Genomic DNA, 17,577 nt, shown 5'->3' on the forward strand with positions numbered 1-17,577 from the left:
AAAACACCCACGCCAGTTTAAGAATTTAGGGCGGGAGTATACTGCAAATGCCTTCGGGCGTCAGCCCTGCGGGGGGCGAAGATCGCTCAGAATCCAGGCGAAGACGGTATGCATAATCATGCAGTCGAAAAAACCGTGATTCTGCTGTTGGTCGACAGAGGGCAACAGAGTAAATTAGCGGCTTTGCGACACGAAACGAGACTGACCTATGGCGAACTGGCACACCATTGACGAACTGCATGATATTTCCGCAGATTTACCGCGCTTCACCCAGGCGTTCACAGAACTTGCCACCCGTCTCGGGCTGGATATCGCGCCGCTTGAGGCCGATCACATCTCTTTGCGCTGCCACCAGAATGCCACCGCCGAACGCTGGCGGCGTGGCTTTGAACAGTGCGGAGAACTGCTGTCAGAGAATATCATTAACGGTCGCCCGATTTGCCTGTTCAAACTTCACGCGCCGGTAACGGTGGCGCACTGGCAATTCACCGTTGTGGAACTGCCCTGGCCAGGAGAGAAGCGTTATCCGCACGAAGGCTGGGAGCATATCGAAATTGTTCTGCCTGGGGAACCCGAGACGCTGAACGCCAGTGCGCTGGCGCTGCTTTCCGACGAGGGGTTAAGCCAGCCGGGTATTTTCGTCAAAACCAGCTCGCCAAAAGGGGAGCGCGAACGCTTACCGAACCCTACGCTTGCCGTAACGGACGGCAACGTGACGGTGAAATTCCATCCCTGGACTATCGAGCAGATCGTCGCCAGCGAAGCGTAAGCATTGTGAGCGTCTATCCAGACACCAATCGGGCAACGTGCCACGATGATACGTTGAGTGAAATTTAAGGAGGATGACATGGCGCTGCTGGAAATTTGTTGTTACAGCGTGGAGTGTGCCGTCACTGCGCAACGGCACGGGGCCGATCGCATCGAGCTTTGCGCGGCACCGAAAGAAGGAGGATTAACCCCGTCCTCTGGCGTGCTGAAATCAGCCCGTCAGGCCATCACTATTCCGGTGCACCCGATTATTCGCCCGCGCGGCGGTGATTTTTGTTATACGGCGGGTGAGTTCAGTGCCATGCTTGAGGATATCGCCCTCGTCCGTGATTTAGGTTTTCCGGGGCTGGTGATCGGTGTACTGGACGAAGACGGCAACATCGATCTTCCGCGTATGCGTCAGGTCATGCGCGCCGCCCGGGGGATGGTGGTCACTTTTCATCGTGCGTTCGATATGTGTCAGGATCCGATACAAGCCTTTGATACGCTGGCAGAACTGGGCGTGGCGCGCGTTCTGACGTCGGGCCAGCAGTCCTCGGCTGAAAAAGGACTGAAATTAATTACGGAACTAAAAGCACATTCCGGTGTTCCAATAATCATGGCGGGCGCAGGAGTACGCGCCAGCAATCTGGAACTGTTTTTAAACGCAGGGGTGGAAGAGCTGCACAGCTCAGCGGGTAAATGGATACCTTCACCCATGCGTTATCGCAATACAGGGTTGTCAATGTCGACGGATGCTGAAGCGGATGAGTACTCGCGCTACGGTGTGGATGGAGAGTCGGTTGCGGTAATGAAATCGTTGATTGAACGTCATCACGTGTAGCAACGTACCGATTTTTACCGCGCATCATGTCGCCCAATATGATGCTTGCTTGTACCAGGCCCCTGCAAATTACACAGGGGCCTTTTTTTCTCCTTCATATTTCAAGCCGCAGCCGCGTTGGCCGCCTCGCTCACCCCGGTCACTTACTGATGTAAGCTCCCGGGGATTCGCTGCGTTGCCGCCTTGCTGCAACTTGAACTATTTTGGAGAAAACGTGCGACGCGTAGGCCGGGTAAGGCGCAGCCGCCACCCGGCACAAACTACGGCTTCGTCGCAATCAATACCGCACGCATCGGGGCCGGATAGCCTTCGATGGTTTTACTGTGATCGTCCGGGTCGAGGAATTGCTCCAGCGATTCGGTGATCATCCAGTCGGTGCGACGCTGTTCTTCAATCGACGTCACGCACACATCGGCGATGCGTACATCGACAAACCCACATTTCTCCAGCCAGTTCTTCAGCGCCAGCGCGGAAGGGATGAAGTAAACGTTGCGCATCTGCGCATAGCGATCGCCCGGCACCAGAACGGCATGTTCATCGCCTTCGATAACCAACGTTTCGAGCACCAGTTCGCCGCCGCTGACCAGCTGATCTTTCAATTGCCAGAGATGCTCCAGCGGGGAACGACGGTGGTACAGCACGCCCATCGAGAAAACGGTATCAAAGGCTTTCAGGGCAGGGAGTTGCTCGATACCCAGCGGCAACAGGTGCGCACGCTGGTCGTTACCCAACAGCTTACGCACCGCTTCAAACTGGCACAGGAACAGCTGCATCGGATCGATACCGACGACCAGATGCGCGCCTGCGCCGATCATGCGCCACATGTGATAGCCGCTACCGCAGCCCACGTCCAGAATGGTGCGCCCGGTCAGGTCGGATAAATGCGGCAGAACGCGATCCCACTTCCAGTCAGAGCGCCACTCGGTGTTGATGTTTACGCCGTAAAGTGAAAACGGCCCTTTGCGCCACGGCATCAGGTTACGCATCAGCGTTTCGATGCGGTTGATCTGCCCGGCCGGGAGCGGCTCTTCGCTCTCCGCCGTCACGCTGTGCAGTAAATCCAGACGATGAGGCGTCAGTTCAGGCAGAAACTCCACGGCGTTGGACCACTGCTTCAACAGACCATGCTGCTGATCGCGCTGCCAGGTGGCAATTTGCGCAGGCAGGGTTTCCAGCCAGTGGGAAAGATGGTTTTTGGCAATCAGCTGATAGAAATTACCGAACTCGATCATGCTGCGTCTCCGGCTTTCAGCGCCACCAGAGAACCAAAGTTAAAGCACTGGAACCACAGTTCGCTGTGTTCAAATCCGGCTTTGCGCAGGCGCGCTTTGTGGGTTTCTACGGAATCCGTCAGCATGACGTTTTCAAGCATGCTGCGCTTCTGGCTGATCTCCAGCTCGCTGTAGCCATTTGCACGCTTGAAATCATGGTGCATGTTGAACAGCAGTTCGCCCACGCTGGCGTCTTCAAAGCTGAATTTCTCAGACAACACCAGCGCGCCGCCCGGGTTAAGGCCTTGATAAATTTTATCCAGCAACCGCTGACGATCGTCCGGCACCAGGAACTGAAGGGTAAAGTTCAGAACCACCATCGAGGCGTTCTGGATGTCGATATCGCGGATATCGCCTTCTACCACCTCCACAGGCGTAGGGGCTTTATACGCGTCAATGTGGCGACGGCAGCGTTCGACCATGGCCGGTGAGTTATCGACAGCCACAATCTTGCAGCCTTCGTGATGAACGTTACGACGAATGGACAGCGTTGCCGCTCCCAGCGAACAGCCCAGGTCATAGACCTGCGTGCCGGGTTGAACAAAACGCTCCGCCAGCATGCCGATCATGGAGATAATATTGGAATAACCGGGAACAGAGCGCTGGATCATATCCGGGAAGACTTCGGCTACCCGTTCATCAAAGGTCCAGTCGCCCAGGCTGGCGATAGGCGCGGAAAAAAGCGTGTCGCGATCTGACATAACGTAAAAATCCGGGAAAAATAAAGGGGCATATTGTGCGCTAATGGAAGGAGAAAACCAACTCCCACGGCATATACCAAAGGTTAGCCAGCACCATCAGCAAAAGCGAGCACCAGGTCGCGCTCATGCCGGAACGACGCCAGCGGATCAGGCGGTGGTGAAAACCATAATAATGCATCAAACGCCCTGCTATCAGCAGCAGCCCGCAGACGTGCACCATCCAGGTTTCAGCGCCATCCATCTCCATTAACAGCAGTAAAATTAACGCGACGGGAATGTACTCGACCGCGTTGCCGTGGATCCGGATTGCGCTTTGCAGCTCAGAAAAGCCCCCGTCACCGTACGAGACGCGGTACTGCATTCTCAGGCGCACAACATCAAATGAAAACTTAATCAGCAGTAATGCACCTAACACCGCATACAGCGCGCTGACCATACTAACTCCCTGTTTTTGGCAGATGGCACGTCTCTATGATAGGGGGTGATTTCAGAAAAGAGAAGATTGTTGTGGGATGGACGGCGCGGGGCCAACCGACGGAACCGCCTGCTGCAAGGCCTGCCAGAGAGCATCGACCAGTTCAGGCGCCTGTGCGATATCCGGCGTATGTAAAAAAAGGTACGGCGTGGTGGTGTGCTCCCATTTCGCCAGCGTTTGCAGCCAGACGGCGAACATCTCCTCATTTTGCTGCATGTTATCGCTGCCGATAAACCGGACCATCGGGTTCTGCGCCGTTACGATCGCATGGACGGGTACTTTCGGTTTTTTGCGCTGGGCATCAACAACGGCTTCGCTGTGCGGGATTGCGCTGTGCACGGGGCGGCTGTCGAGGATCACGCGGTTGACCGATCGTTCATGCAGGCCGCGATTGAGCGCTTTCTCCGCGTCGCCTTTGGCAAAGAATTCCGGATGCCTCACTTCTACGCCGTAGGTGAAATCAAGTGGCAGGGCCTCGAGAAACTGCCAGAGGGCGGGCAGGTCGCGTGGGCCAAACGTGGCGGGAAGCTGGAGCCAGTACTGGCCAATACGGTTGGCCAGAGGCGACATCCGGGTGAAAAACTCGTGGGTTAAATCATCGCAGTTGCGCAGCGCGGCGTTGTGGGAGATGGTCGCCGGGAATTTAAAGCAAAAGCGGAAGTCGTCGGTGGTTTGCTCGCGCCAGCGTTCGACGATCTCCGCGCGGGGCAGAGCGTACAGCGTGGTATTGCCCTCCACGCAGTTAAAGTGTCGGGCATACTCTTCAAGGTTGGTAATACCCAGGCGCACCCATTTCGGGTGCGACCACTGGGGCAGGCCCACGTACATCATAGCGCGCTGAGGATCTCATCCGTGCTGCGCACGCGACCGATACGCGGGAAGATATGGGTCATGCTGCCCTGGTGCTGATCCGCAGAGGCTGCGCTGCACGCATCTTCCGCGATCACCAGGTTAAAGCCCAGCTCCCAGGCGTTACGGGCGGTGGATTCCACACCAATGTTGGTGGAGATCCCGCACAGAATAATCGTGTCGATCCCGCGACGGCGCAGCTGGAGCTCCAGGTCGGTGCCGTAGAATGCGCCCCACTGGCGTTTGGTGACTTCTATATCGCTGTCGCGTTTACCGAGCGAGACAGGATATGTCCACCAGTTGTCCGGCAGCGCCTGCGCCGGGGCCTGAGCATCAACCGGCTGTTTTAACGCTTCGGCGAAATCAGCGGACCAGCCGACGCGCACCATAACAACAGGCGAGCCGCTGGCGCGGCATTTTTCTGCCAGGCGCGCAGCGCGGCTGACCACATCGTCAGCGGTGTGCGGACCACCGGCAAAAGGCAGAATGCCTTCCTGTAAATCAATGACCACAAGGGCGGTTTTGGTGGCATCAAGTGTAAACATCGTCGCTCCCGTCAAATGATTGCTTTTCTACACCTTACGACGTGATGGCCTGTTATCGGTCGGATAATTTTGTTAATTTTTGTGAGAATAGGCAATAAGAGTTCAGCAAACGCGCGTCAGGCCGTGCTTCGCTCTTATCGTGCGGCAGAATTTCCAGTATAATAGCCGCCTTTTTTCATCCAGTTGTGACATACAGAAAGCTGCGACATCGTAGCCTGCGAGACAGGCGACAATCAGCCTGCGGCTAATTAAGGGATATCTCATGCGTACAGAATATTGCGGGCAGCTGCGTCAGTCCCACGTCGGGCAGCAGGTCACCCTGTGTGGTTGGGTCAATCGTCGTCGCGATCTTGGTAGCCTTATCTTTATTGATATGCGTGACCGCGAAGGTATCGTTCAGGTGTTCTTCGATCCGGATCGCGCTGATGCGTTGAAGCTGGCTTCTGAGCTGCGCAATGAGTTCTGCATTCAGGTGACGGGCACCGTGCGTGCGCGTGACGAGAAAAACGTCAACGCCGACATGGCGACCGGCGCTATCGAAGTGCTGGCGTCCGATCTGACGATCATCAACCGCGCGGAAGCGTTGCCGCTGGACTCCAACCACGTCAACACTGAAGAAGCGCGTCTGAAATACCGCTACCTGGATCTGCGTCGTCCGGAAATGGCTCAGCGCCTGAAAACCCGTGCGAAAATCACCAGCCTGGTGCGCCGTTTTATGGATGACCACGGTTTCCTTGATATCGAAACCCCGATGCTGACCAAAGCCACGCCGGAAGGCGCGCGCGATTACCTGGTGCCATCCCGCGTCCATAAAGGCAAATTCTATGCGCTGCCGCAGTCTCCACAGCTGTTCAAACAGCTGCTGATGATGTCTGGCTTCGATCGCTACTATCAGATCGTGAAATGCTTCCGCGACGAAGACCTGCGCGCTGACCGTCAGCCAGAATTTACCCAGATCGATGTGGAAACCTCCTTCATGACCGCTGAGCAGGTGCGTGAAGTGATGGAAGCCCTGGTGCGTAGCCTGTGGAATGACGTGAAAGGCGTCGAGCTGGGCGATTTTCCAATCATGACCTTCGCGGAAGCCGAGCGTCGCTACGGCTCCGACAAACCAGACCTGCGTAACCCGATGGAGCTGGTGGACGTGGCAGACCTGGTGAAAGCCGTTGAGTTCGCGGTCTTTGCTGGCCCGGCTAACGATCCGAAAGGCCGCGTGGCGGCACTGCGCGTGCCGGGCGGAGCGGCTCTGAGCCGTAAGCAGATCGACGACTACGGCAACTTCATCAAGATCTACGGCGCGAAAGGTCTGGCCTATATTAAAGTGACCGAGCGTGCGAAAGGTCTGGAAGGTATCACCAGCCCGGTGGCGAAATTCCTGAACGCGGACATCGTGGAAGCGATCCTGGAGCGCACCGGCGCGCAGGACGGCGACATGATCTTCTTCGGTGCAGACAACAAGAAAGTGGTTGCGGATGCGATGGGCGCGCTGCGTCTGAAGCTCGGCAAAGACCTGAACCTGACCGACGAAAGTAAATGGGCGCCGCTGTGGGTGATCGACTTCCCGATGTTTGAAGACGACGGTGAAGGCGGCCTGACCGCGATGCACCACCCGTTCACCTCGCCAAAAGACATGACGCCGGCAGAGCTGAAGGCAGCACCGGAAGACGCAGTGGCAAACGCCTACGATATGGTCATCAACGGCTACGAAGTGGGCGGTGGTTCCGTGCGTATTCACAGCGGTGAAATGCAGCAGACCGTGTTCGGCATCCTGGGCATCAACGAACAGGAGCAGCGCGAGAAGTTCGGCTTCCTGCTGGACGCGCTGAAATACGGTACGCCTCCGCACGCGGGTCTGGCTTTCGGTCTTGACCGTCTGACCATGCTGCTGACCGGCACCGATAACATCCGTGATGTGATCGCCTTCCCGAAAACCACTGCAGCCGCGTGTCTGATGACCGAAGCGCCAAGCTTTGCCAACCCGGCCGCACTGGCTGAGCTGGGCATTGAGGTGGTGAAGAAGGAAGAGAAAAACTGATATGGCATATAAGCGTCCCGTTTCGGTTCTGGTGGTCATTTATGCAGAAGACACGAAGCGGGTGCTGATGTTGCAGCGGCGCGACGATCCGGATTTCTGGCAGTCGGTTACCGGCAGCCTGGAAGAGGGGGAGACCGCACCGCAGGCCGCCGCGCGTGAAGTAAAGGAAGAGGTCGCCATTGATGTTGCTTACGAGCAACTGACCCTGAAGGACTGTCAGCGCACGGTGGAGTTTGAAATTTTTAGCCATTTACGTCATCGCTATGCACCGGGAATTGAGCGCAATACGGAATCATGGTTCTGCCTTGCGCTTCCCCATGAGCGGGAGATCGTGTTCACGGAACACCTGACCTACCGCTGGGTGGATGCGGCGGATGCCGCCGCACTGACCAAGTCGTGGAGCAACCGGCAGGCGATTGAAGAATTTGTAATTAACGCTGCCTGAGAAGGCGCGATTTTTGGAGAACTTTTTATGGCAGGTCATAGTAAGTGGGCCAACACCAAACACCGCAAAGCGGCACAGGATGCCAAACGCGGTAAAATCTTTACCAAAATCATTCGTGAGCTGGTGACAGCGGCGCGTCTGGGCGGCGGCGATCCGGCCTCTAACCCACGTCTGCGCGCGGCGGTGGATAAAGCCCTGTCCAACAACATGACGCGTGACACCCTGAACCGTGCAATCGCACGTGGCGTGGGCGGTGATGAAGACGCGAACATGGAAACCATCATTTATGAAGGTTACGGTCCTGGCGGTACGGCGGTGATGGTTGAGTGTCTGTCCGACAACCGTAACCGTACCGTTGCGGAAGTGCGCCACGCGTTCACCAAAACCGGCGGCAACCTGGGCACTGACGGTTCTGTAGCGTACCTGTTCAGCAAAAAAGGCGTCATCTCCTTCGAGAAAGGCGACGAAGATGCGATCATGGAAGCGGCGCTGGAAGCCGGTGCGGAAGACGTGGTGACCTACGACGACGGCGCTATTGATGTTTACACCGCATGGGAAGAGATGGGTGCCGTGCGCGATGCGCTGGAAGCGGCTGGCCTGAAGGCGGATAACGCTGAAGTCTCCATGATCCCGTCTACCAAAGCGGACATGGATGCGGAAACCGCACCGAAACTGCTGCGTCTGATCGACATGCTCGAAGACTGCGACGACGTACAGGAAGTGTACCACAACGGTGAAATCTCTGATGAGGTTGCAGCGACTCTCTGATGAGAGCGTGTAGATCCGTTACAGGAGACGCGTGATGTCGATTATTCTCGGGATTGACCCAGGCTCACGCGTCACCGGGTATGGCGTTATCCGTCAGGTGGGACGCCAGTTAACCTACCTCGGCAGTGGGTGTATTCGCACCAAAGTGGACGATCTGCCGTCGCGCCTGAAGCTCATCTATGCGGGCGTGTCGGAGATCATCACTCAGTTTCAGCCGGACTATTTCGCCATCGAGCAGGTCTTTATGGCGAAAAACGCTGACTCGGCGTTAAAGCTCGGTCAGGCGCGCGGCGTGGCGATTGTTGCCGCCGTGAACCAGGATCTGCCGGTGTTCGAGTATGCGGCCCGTCAGGTTAAGCAGACGGTGGTGGGCATTGGTAGCGCGGAGAAAAGCCAGGTGCAGCACATGGTGCGTACCCTGCTGAAGCTCCCTGCGAACCCGCAGGCCGACGCCGCGGATGCGCTGGCCATTGCGATTACCCACTGTCACGTCAGCCAGAATGCGATGCAAATGAGCGAGTCGCGGCTCAATCTGGCGCGAGGCAGGTTACGATAATGACAAATCAGGCTGGATGTTTATCCAGCCTTTTTTTATTATGTCGGCAGATAATTTCTTCCAGAACGCAGGAGCGTCACGTGATAGGCAGACTCAGAGGCATCATCATTGAAAAACAACCCCCGTTAGTGCTGCTGGAAGTGGGTGGCGTGGGCTATGAAGTCCATATGCCGATGACCTGCTTCTACGAGCTTCCGGAGGCGGGCAAAGAGGCGGTTGTCTTTACCCAGTTTGTGGTGCGTGAAGACGCTCAGCTGCTGTACGGATTCAATAACAAACAGGAACGCACCCTGTTCCGCGAATTGATCAAAACCAACGGCGTCGGGCCGAAGCTGGCGCTTGCGATTCTGTCCGGTATGTCAGCGCCACAGTTTGTGAACGCCGTTGAGCGTGAAGATCCGGCTGCGTTAATTAAACTTCCGGGCATCGGGAAGAAAACTGCCGAGCGTTTAATTGTCGAGATGAAGGACCGCTTTAAAGGTCTGCATGGCGATCTGTTCACGCCGGCAGCCGATCTGGTGCTGACTTCCCCGGGCGCGCCTGCATCGGATGATGATGCCGAGCAGGAAGCGGTTGCCGCGCTGGTGGCGCTGGGCTATAAACCTCAGGAGGCCAGCCGGATGGTGAGCAAAATTGCTAAACCGGATGCCAGCAGTGAAACCCTGATTCGTGAAGCGCTGCGCGCTGCATTGTGAGGTAAAGGATGATTGAAGCAGACCGCCTGGTATCGGCAGGCACCATTCAGCCAGATGACGTGGTGGATCGCGCGATCCGTCCCAAACTGCTGGATGAGTATATCGGCCAGCCGCAGGTTCGTTCTCAGATGGAGATTTTCATCCAGGCGGCAAAGCTGCGCGGCGATGCGCTCGATCACCTGCTGATTTTTGGTCCGCCGGGGTTAGGTAAAACCACCTTAGCGAATATCGTCGCCAACGAAATGGGCGTTAACCTGCGTACCACTTCCGGCCCGGTACTGGAGAAAGCAGGGGACCTGGCGGCGATGCTGACTAACCTCGAACCGCATGACGTGCTGTTTATCGACGAGATCCACCGTCTTTCTCCGGTGGTGGAGGAAGTGCTCTATCCGGCAATGGAGGATTACCAGCTGGATATCATGATCGGTGAAGGTCCGGCCGCGCGCTCGATCAAAATCGATCTGCCACCGTTTACCCTGATTGGCGCCACGACCCGTGCCGGCTCGCTGACCTCTCCACTGCGTGACCGTTTTGGTATCGTGCAGCGTCTGGAGTTTTATCAGGTGCCCGACCTTCAGCATATTGTGGGGCGCAGCGCGCGCTACATGGGGCTGGATATGAGCGAAGAGGGGGCGTTTGAAGTGGCGAAGCGCTCCCGCGGTACGCCGCGTATCGCCAACCGCCTGCTGCGCCGGGTGCGTGACTTTGCCGAGGTGAAGCACGACGGCACTATATCGGCCGAGATCGCCGCCCAGGCGCTGGATATGCTGAACGTCGATGCTGAAGGTTTTGACTATATGGACCGTAAGCTGCTGCTGGCGGTGCTGGATAAGTTCTTTGGCGGGCCAGTAGGGCTGGATAACCTGGCGGCGGCAATTGGCGAAGAGCGTGAGACTATCGAAGATGTGCTGGAGCCGTATCTGATCCAGCAAGGCTTCTTGCAGCGTACCCCGCGCGGTCGTATGGCGACGGTGCGGGCGTGGAATCATTTCGGCATTACGCCGCCCGCGATGCCGTAAGTAGCGATAAATTCTAGCCCCGGTAAGCGAAGCGCCACCGGGGACATGCTGACTACTGCGCGGTCTTTTTCATCATACTGAAAATAAACAACACCGCCGCGCACAATACCACCGACGGCCCCGCTGGCGTGTCATAAAACGCCGAGAAGGTTAACCCGCCCGTCACCGCAATCATTCCGATAATCACCGCGATACCGGCCATTTGCTCCGGCGTACGCGCAAAACGGCGCGCCGTGGCGGCAGGGATTATCAGCAGCGACGTGATGATCAGCGCGCCGACAAACTTCATCGCCACGCCGATGGTTAACGCCGTCACCAGCATCAACAGCAGCTTCACGCGCTGAAGCTTCACGCCATCGACAAAGGCCAGATCCGGACTGACGGTCATCGCCAGTAAACTCCGCCACTGCCACAGCAGGATCCCGAGCACCACCGCCACGCCAATGGCAATGGAAATGAGATCTTCGGGCGTGACGGCCAGCAGATCGCCAAACAGGTAGGCCATCAGATCTACGCGGATGTTTGACATCAGGCTCACTACCACCAGGCCCAGCGACAGGGCGCTGTGCGCCATAATGCCGAGCAGGGTATCAATTGCCAGGTGAGGGCGTTTTTCCAGCCAGACCAGACCGGCAGCCAGCAGCAGCGTGACGACAATCACCGCATAAAACGGGTTCACGTCCAGTAATAAACCAAACGCGACACCCAGCAATGAAGCATGGGCCAGCGTATCGCCGAAATAGGACATTCTGCGCCAGACGACAAACGAGCCGAGTGGACCCGCGGCGCAGGCAAGCATAATCCCGGCCAGCCAGCCGGGCAGTAACAGTTCAATCATGAGTGTCCATTTCCCCGACGCAGGACAATTCGTCCCTGTAAATCATGGCGGTGATTGTGATTATGGCGATAGATGCCCAGCTGTTCGGCGCCACGATGGCCAAACATGGAGATAAATTCGGGATGCATTGACACCACTTCCGGCGTGCCGGAACAACAAATGTGATGGTTCAGGCACAGTACTTCGTCGGTTTTGGCCATCACCAGATGCAGATCATGGGAGACCATCAGCACCGCGCAGTTAAGCTCCCGACGGAGCTGGTCAATCAGATCGTACAGCGCAACCTGACCGTTGACGTCAACACCCTGCGTCGGCTCGTCCAGGACCAGCAGCTGAGGGCTGCTGAGCAGGGCACGGGCAAGCAATACGCGCTGGGTTTCACCGCCCGACAGCTTTTGCAAGGGCGCCTCAACAAGATGTCCCGCCTGAACGCGTTTCAGCGCCGGGAGGATATCCGCTTTACGCGTACCGGGACGGAGGCGCAGGAAGCGGCTCACCGTCAGGGGCAGGGTGGCATCAAGATGTAATTTTTGCGGCACATAGCCGATACGCAATTTGTCTTCGCGGACGATAACACCTGCGTCAGGGGCTACCAGGCCTAATACGACGCGCACCAGCGTCGATTTGCCTGCACCGTTAGGGCCGAGCAGCGTGAGTATTTTGCCGGGCTTCAGATTCAGCGACACGTCAGAAAGGACGCGGCGCTGGCCGAATGAGACCGAAACATTTTCAAGAGAAACTAAAGTCGTCATGTCAATTTAAGCTTGCAGAAGTCATCGAATGTTATAATATCACATTCCACGCATTCATTACGATGATTAGTCGCATTATGTTACAGAAAAATACGCTTCTTTTCGCAGCTTTATCCGCTGCTCTTTGGGGTACAACAGCACAAGATGTTAACGCCGCTGTTGTCGCTTCGCTTAAACCGCTTGGATTTATCGCCTCTGCCATCGCGGACGGGATCACTGAGACACAGGTTCTGCTGCCTGACGGGGCTTCCGAGCATGATTATTCTCTGCGTCCATCTGATGTAAAACGCTTACAGAACGCGGACTTAGTCGTCTGGATTGGTCCTGAGATGGAAGCGTTCATGCAGAAGTCAGCCAGACAGCTTCCCGCTGAGAAACAGGTGACGATTGCCGGGCTGTCCGGCGTGAAACCGTTACTCATGAAAGGAGCTGAGGACGAGGGTGATGAGCACGACCACGACCATGCTCATGGTGAAAAAGGTGACGACCATCACCATCACGGTGAATACAACATGCATCTCTGGCTCTCCCCAGAGATAGCGCGGCTTACAGCGGTTGCAATCCACGACAAATTAGTGGAACTTATGCCGCAAAGTCGAATCAAACTCGACGCCAACCTGAAGGATTTTGAGGCTCAATTAGCCGCAACCGACAAACAGGTGGGTAACGAGCTCGCACCGCTTAAAGGAAAAGGGTACTTCGTTTTTCATGATGCCTACGGGTATTACGAGAAACATTACGGTCTGACCCCGCTGGGGCATTTTACCGTCAACCCTGAAATTCAGCCTGGTGCGCAGCGTTTACATGAAATCAGAACACAGTTGGTTGAGCAAAAAGCGACATGCGTTTTTGCTGAGCCACAGTTCAGGCCAGCGGTCGTAGAAGCCGTGGCCAGGGGAACATCCGTGCGCATGGGAACCCTTGACCCGCTAGGTACGAACATCCAGTTGAGCAAAGCGAGCTATTCGCAGTTCCTCAGCCAACTGGCGAATCAGTATGCGAGCTGCCTGAAAGGAGATTAACGAGGAAGTGAATACGTGCAACAGATAGCCCGCTCTGTCGCCCTGGCATTTAACAATCTGCCTCGACCCCACCGCGTTATGCTGGGGTCGCTTACAGTTCTCACATTAGCGGTCGCCGTCTGGCGGCCCTATGTTTACCACCCGAGTTCCGCCCCAATCATCAAAACCATCGAACTGGAGAAGAGCGAGATCCGCTCTCTGCTGCCCGAGGCCAGCGAGCCTATCGATCAGGCCGCTCAGGAAGATGAAGCGATTCCCCAGGATGAGCTGGATGACAAGATCCAGAATGAAGCTGGCATTCATGAATATGTTGTATCCACTGGCGATACGCTGAGCAGCGTCCTGAACCAGTACGGTATCGACATGGGCAACATCAGCCAGCTCGCCGCATCCGATAAAGAGCTGCGTAACCTGAAAATTGGTCAGCAACTTTCCTGGACCTTAACGCCCGACGGCGATCTGCAACGTCTGACCTGGGAGATGTCCCGTCGCGAAACCCGCACCTACGATCGCACTGCAAACGGTTTCAAAATGACCAGTGAATTGCAGCAGGGCGACTGGGTTAACAGCGTCATGAAAGGAACCGTCGGCGGCAGCTTTGTTTCCAGCGCACGCGATGCCGGCCTGACCAGCGCTGAAATCAGCTCGGTGATCAAAGCCATGCAGTGGCAGATGGATTTCCGCAAACTGAAAAAAGGCGATCAGTTCTCTGTCCTGATGTCCCGCGAAATGCTGGACGGTAAGCGCGAGCAGAGCCAGCTGGTGGGCGTTCGTCTGCGTTCAGACGGCAAAGACTACTACGCTATTCGCGCGGAAGACGGTAAGTTCTATGACCGCAGCGGTACGGGTCTGGCAAAAGGCTTCCTGCGTTTCCCAACGGCGAAACAGTTCCGCGTCTCCTCCAACTTTAACCCGCGTCGTCTGAACCCGGTAACGGGCCGCGTAGCGCCGCACCGTGGCGTTGACTTCGCTATGCCGCAGGGCACGCCAGTGCTGGCGGTAGGAGATGGTGAAGTGGTCATGGCGAAACGCAGCGGTGCTGCTGGCTATTACGTTGCTATTCGTCACGGTCGTACGTACACCACCCGCTACATGCACCTGCGTAAACTGCTGGTCAAACCGGGCCAGAAGGTGAAACGTGGCGATCGCATCGCGCTGTCCGGTAACACCGGCCGGTCGACGGGGCCGCACCTGCACTATGAAGTGTGGATCAACCAGCAGGCGGTTAACCCGCTGACGGCGAAACTGCCGCGCACCGAAGGGCTGACCGGGAAAGATCGCAAAGATTACCTGGCGCAGGTGAAAGAGGTGATGCCGCAGCTGCGCTTCGACTAAGCTCTCCTGATTTAAAAAGCCGGCGTCAGTATGCGCCGGCTTTTTCTTTTGTGCGCGGGCGGCAGCCTCGCTACACTATCCGCATATATTTTTGCGTCACCAGACCCTGGAACCCGCATGGAAACCAAAAAAAACAATATTGAGTACATTCCTGAGTTTGAAAAATCTTTTCGCCACCCGCGTAACTGGGGCGCCTGGATTGGCGTATACGCGTTTGCTGGCATGGCGTTGCTACCTGCTTCCCTCAGCGATCCGGTGCTCGGTAAAGTGGGGCGCCTGGCAGGGCGCTTGGGTAAGAGCGCGCGCCGACGCGCGCAAATAAACCTGTTGTACTGTTTCCCGGATAAAAGCGACGCTGAACGCGAAGCAATCATTGATGACATGTATACCACTGCGCCGCAGGCGATGGCGATGATGGCGGAACTGGCACTGAAAGGGCCGGAGAAGATCGTCGAACGCGTTGACTGGAAAGGGCTGGAGATCATCGACGAGATGCGTCGCAATGATGAAAAGGTGATTTTCCTGGTGCCGCACGGCTGGGGGGTCGACATTCCGGCGATGTTAATGGCGTCGCAGGGCCAGAAAATGGCGGCGATGTTCCATAATCAGGGAAACAAAATCTACGATTTCGTCTGGAATACCGTGCGCCGTCGCTTTGGCGGACGCTTGCACGCCCGAAACGATGGCATTAAGCCTTTCATTCAGTCGGTACGTCAGGGTTACTGGGGCTACTATCTGCCCGATCAGGACCATGGTCCTGAGCACAGCGAGTTTGTCGATTTCTTCGCAACCTATAAAGCCACGCTACCAGCGATTGGTCGCCTGATGAAAGTCTGCCGCGCCCGCGTGATCCCACTGTTCCCGGCTTATGACGGTAAAACGCATCGCCTGAGCATTGAGGTACGTCCGCCGATGGACGATCTGTTGACCGCAGACGATCACACCATCGCACGCCGCATGAATGAAGAGGTGGAAGTGCTGGTGGGGCCGCATAAGGAGCAATATACGTGGATCCTAAAGCTGCTCAAAACGCGCAAACCTGGCGAAACAGAGCCGTACAAGCGTAAAGAGCTTTTCCCGAAAAAATAGGAAACCTTCACCCCTCTCCCCTTAGGGGAGAGGGGAGCGGAGCTTACTCTACGGTCAGTACGCGGGTGGTATTGGTTGAGCCGATGGTGCTCATCACGTCACCCTGCGTCACGATAACGATATCACCGGATACCAGATAACCTTTGTCGCGCAGCAGGTTCACGGCATCGTGCGCGGCGGCCACGCCGTCGTTGGTGCTGTCGAAGTATACTGGCGTCACGCCGCGATACAGCGCCGTCAGGTTCAGCGTACGCTCGTGACGGGACATGGCGAAGATCGGCAGACCGGAGCTGATACGGGACGTCATTAGCGCGGTACGGCCAGATTCGGTCATGGTGATGATCGCCGTGACCCCTTTCAGGTGGTTGGCTGCGTACATCGCAGACATCGCAATCGCTTCTTCCACATTGTCGAACTGGATATCCAGGCGGTGCTTGGAGACGTTAATGCTTGGGATCTTCTCCGCACCCAGGCAGACGCGCGCCATGGCGGCCACGGTTTCCGCCGGATACTGACCCGCCGCGGTTTCCGCTGACAGCATCACCGCGTCAGTGCCATCCAGCACGGCGTTCGCCACATCCATGACTTCTGCACGGGTCGGCATTGGGTTGGTGATCATGGATTCCATCATCTGGGTGGCGGTGATCACCGCGCGGTTCAGCTGACGCGCGCGACGGATCAGCGCTTTCTGGATACCGACCAGTTCAGGGTCGCCAATTTCCACGCCCAGGTCACCACGGGCAACCATCACCACGTCAGACGCCAGGATCACGTCGTCCATCGCGTCCTGATCGCAGACCGCTTCAGCGCGTTCCACTTTTGCAACGATTTTCGCATCGCAGCCTGCATCGCGCGCCAGGCGGCGAGCATAGTTCAGATCTTCACCGCAGCGCGGGAAGGAGACGGCCAGATAATCCACGCCGATCTGCGCTGCGGTCACGATATCCGCTTTGTCTTTATCGGTCAGCGCTTCGGCAGACAGGCCACCGCCGAGTTTGTTGATGCCTTTGTTGTTGGAGAGCGGGCCGCCGACGGTCACTTCGGTGAACACCTTCATACCCTGAACTTCCAGCACTTTCAGCTGTACGCGTCCGTCGTCCAGCAGCAGGATGTCGCCAGGCACAACGTCAGCAGGCAGACCTTTGTAGTCGATACCCACTTTTTCCTTATCGCCTTCGCCTTTGCTCAGGTTGGCGTCCAGCAGGAATTTATCGCCGATGTTGAGGAAGACTTTGCCTTCTTTAAAGGTCGATACGCGGATTTTTGGACCTTGCAGGTCACCGAGGATAGCAACATGGCGGCCCAGTTTAGCTGCGATTTCACGCACTTTGTCGGCACGTAATTTATGGTCTTCTGGCGTACCGTGAGAGAAGTTCATACGCACCACGTTAGCACCCGCGGCGATAATCTTTTCGAGGTTATTATCGCGGTCGGTGGCCGGGCCTAAGGTGGTGACGATCTTGGTTCTGCGAAGCCTTCTGGACATGTAATACTCCGTTGACTGAAACAACTTTGGTGTTGCGTGAACATAGAATCGGCCTTCATCTATCGCAAGGCAGTAGCGAGGGGACCGAATGCCGTAAATCGTACT

Annotated in this window: 19 protein-coding genes; 11 read left to right on the forward strand and 8 right to left on the reverse strand. The window is 56.5% G+C overall.

Going from position 1 to position 17,577, the window contains the following annotated elements; genetic code table 11:
- Positions 1-208 precede the first annotated feature (208 nt).
- Positions 209-769 carry a VOC family protein gene (locus tag ACOTX1_RS02765; protein WP_194303516.1) on the forward strand — a complete coding sequence of 187 codons (561 nt, stop codon included), beginning with the start codon at positions 209-211 and terminating at the stop codon, positions 767-769.
- A 78-nt stretch (positions 770-847) separates the two neighbouring features.
- Positions 848-1,591, forward strand: a complete 744-nt coding sequence (cutC, locus tag ACOTX1_RS02770) for a copper homeostasis protein CutC (protein WP_023314351.1) — start codon at positions 848-850, stop codon at positions 1,589-1,591.
- A gap of 260 nt (positions 1,592-1,851) precedes the next feature.
- Here the strand turns inward: cutC and cmoB are convergent, their stop codons facing one another.
- From cmoB to ACOTX1_RS02795, 5 genes are read right to left on the reverse strand one after another with little or no spacing between them, the layout of a single operon-like run.
- A complete protein-coding gene (gene cmoB, locus ACOTX1_RS02775; RefSeq protein WP_003859733.1) occupies positions 1,852-2,823 on the reverse strand; it encodes a tRNA 5-methoxyuridine(34)/uridine 5-oxyacetic acid(34) synthase CmoB in 972 nt (323 codons plus the stop codon).
- Complete coding sequence (gene cmoA, locus ACOTX1_RS02780; protein WP_003859735.1) at positions 2,820-3,563, reverse strand: carboxy-S-adenosyl-L-methionine synthase CmoA; 744 nt, start codon at positions 3,561-3,563, stop codon at positions 2,820-2,822. The genes cmoB and cmoA overlap by 4 nt, the downstream gene beginning before the upstream one ends.
- A gap of 40 nt (positions 3,564-3,603) precedes the next feature.
- Complete coding sequence (locus ACOTX1_RS02785; protein WP_003859737.1) at positions 3,604-3,999, reverse strand: MAPEG family protein; 396 nt, start codon at positions 3,997-3,999, stop codon at positions 3,604-3,606.
- Between the two features lie 51 nt (positions 4,000-4,050).
- A complete protein-coding gene (locus ACOTX1_RS02790) occupies positions 4,051-4,869 on the reverse strand; it encodes a DUF72 domain-containing protein (protein WP_023314350.1) in 819 nt (272 codons plus the stop codon).
- The gene (locus ACOTX1_RS02795) at positions 4,866-5,432 is read right to left on the reverse strand and encodes a hydrolase (protein WP_017384353.1); all 567 of its coding nucleotides are present in this window, start codon (positions 5,430-5,432) and stop codon (positions 4,866-4,868) included. The genes ACOTX1_RS02790 and ACOTX1_RS02795 overlap by 4 nt, the downstream gene beginning before the upstream one ends.
- A gap of 262 nt (positions 5,433-5,694) precedes the next feature.
- Between ACOTX1_RS02795 and aspS the strand changes: the two genes are divergently transcribed.
- The 6 genes from aspS (at position 5,695) to ruvB (ending at position 10,950) form a co-directional block, all read left to right on the forward strand.
- A complete protein-coding gene (gene aspS, locus ACOTX1_RS02800) occupies positions 5,695-7,467 on the forward strand; it encodes an aspartate--tRNA ligase (RefSeq protein WP_003859743.1) in 1,773 nt (590 codons plus the stop codon).
- Between the two features lies 1 nt (position 7,468).
- Positions 7,469-7,912, forward strand: a complete 444-nt coding sequence (gene nudB / locus ACOTX1_RS02805) for a dihydroneopterin triphosphate diphosphatase (protein ID WP_003859745.1) — start codon at positions 7,469-7,471, stop codon at positions 7,910-7,912.
- A gap of 27 nt (positions 7,913-7,939) precedes the next feature.
- Positions 7,940-8,680 (forward strand): YebC/PmpR family DNA-binding transcriptional regulator, encoded by a 741-nt coding sequence (locus tag ACOTX1_RS02810; RefSeq protein WP_003859747.1) that lies wholly within the window; start codon positions 7,940-7,942, stop codon positions 8,678-8,680.
- Positions 8,681-8,714: 34 nt separating this feature from the next.
- Positions 8,715-9,236, forward strand: coding sequence for a crossover junction endodeoxyribonuclease RuvC (ruvC, locus tag ACOTX1_RS02815; protein ID WP_003859749.1), 522 nt, complete (start codon positions 8,715-8,717; stop codon positions 9,234-9,236).
- Positions 9,237-9,316: 80 nt separating this feature from the next.
- On the forward strand, positions 9,317-9,931 hold the full coding sequence (gene ruvA, locus ACOTX1_RS02820; RefSeq protein WP_003859751.1) for a Holliday junction branch migration protein RuvA: 615 nt from the start codon (positions 9,317-9,319) through the stop codon (positions 9,929-9,931).
- 8 nt (positions 9,932-9,939) lie between these two features.
- The gene (ruvB, locus tag ACOTX1_RS02825; protein ID WP_003859753.1) at positions 9,940-10,950 is read left to right on the forward strand and encodes a Holliday junction branch migration DNA helicase RuvB; all 1,011 of its coding nucleotides are present in this window, start codon (positions 9,940-9,942) and stop codon (positions 10,948-10,950) included.
- Positions 10,951-11,002: 52 nt separating this feature from the next.
- On the opposite strand, the gene znuB is transcribed toward ruvB, so the two are convergent.
- Both znuB and znuC read right to left on the reverse strand, forming a co-directional pair.
- The gene (znuB, locus tag ACOTX1_RS02830) at positions 11,003-11,788 is read right to left on the reverse strand and encodes a zinc ABC transporter permease subunit ZnuB (protein WP_003859755.1); all 786 of its coding nucleotides are present in this window, start codon (positions 11,786-11,788) and stop codon (positions 11,003-11,005) included.
- Entirely contained in the window at positions 11,785-12,540 is a 756-nt protein-coding gene (gene znuC, locus ACOTX1_RS02835; protein ID WP_003859757.1) for a zinc ABC transporter ATP-binding protein ZnuC, read from the reverse strand. The genes znuB and znuC overlap by 4 nt, the downstream gene beginning before the upstream one ends.
- Before the next feature lie 77 nt (positions 12,541-12,617).
- Here znuC and znuA point away from each other — a divergent pair, with 77 nt between their 5' ends.
- The 3 genes from znuA to lpxM all read left to right on the forward strand — a co-directional run bounded on the left by znuA (position 12,618) and on the right by lpxM (position 15,986).
- On the forward strand, positions 12,618-13,562 hold the full coding sequence (znuA, locus tag ACOTX1_RS02840; protein WP_032610246.1) for a zinc ABC transporter substrate-binding protein ZnuA: 945 nt from the start codon (positions 12,618-12,620) through the stop codon (positions 13,560-13,562).
- 15 nt (positions 13,563-13,577) lie between these two features.
- A complete protein-coding gene (gene mepM / locus ACOTX1_RS02845) occupies positions 13,578-14,897 on the forward strand; it encodes a murein DD-endopeptidase MepM (RefSeq protein ID WP_003859762.1) in 1,320 nt (439 codons plus the stop codon).
- 117 nt (positions 14,898-15,014) lie between these two features.
- On the forward strand, positions 15,015-15,986 hold the full coding sequence (gene lpxM, locus ACOTX1_RS02850; RefSeq protein ID WP_263521503.1) for a lauroyl-Kdo(2)-lipid IV(A) myristoyltransferase: 972 nt from the start codon (positions 15,015-15,017) through the stop codon (positions 15,984-15,986).
- A 43-nt stretch (positions 15,987-16,029) separates the two neighbouring features.
- Here lpxM and pyk read toward each other — a convergent pair whose 3' ends face one another.
- On the reverse strand, positions 16,030-17,472 hold the full coding sequence (pyk, locus tag ACOTX1_RS02855) for a pyruvate kinase (protein ID WP_003859767.1): 1,443 nt from the start codon (positions 17,470-17,472) through the stop codon (positions 16,030-16,032).
- Positions 17,473-17,577 lie beyond the last annotated feature (105 nt).

It is taken from the genome of Enterobacter cloacae complex sp. IR5401 (assembly GCF_049238425.1).
GTDB classification, from domain to species: Bacteria; Pseudomonadota; Gammaproteobacteria; order Enterobacterales; family Enterobacteriaceae; genus Enterobacter; species Enterobacter hormaechei_C.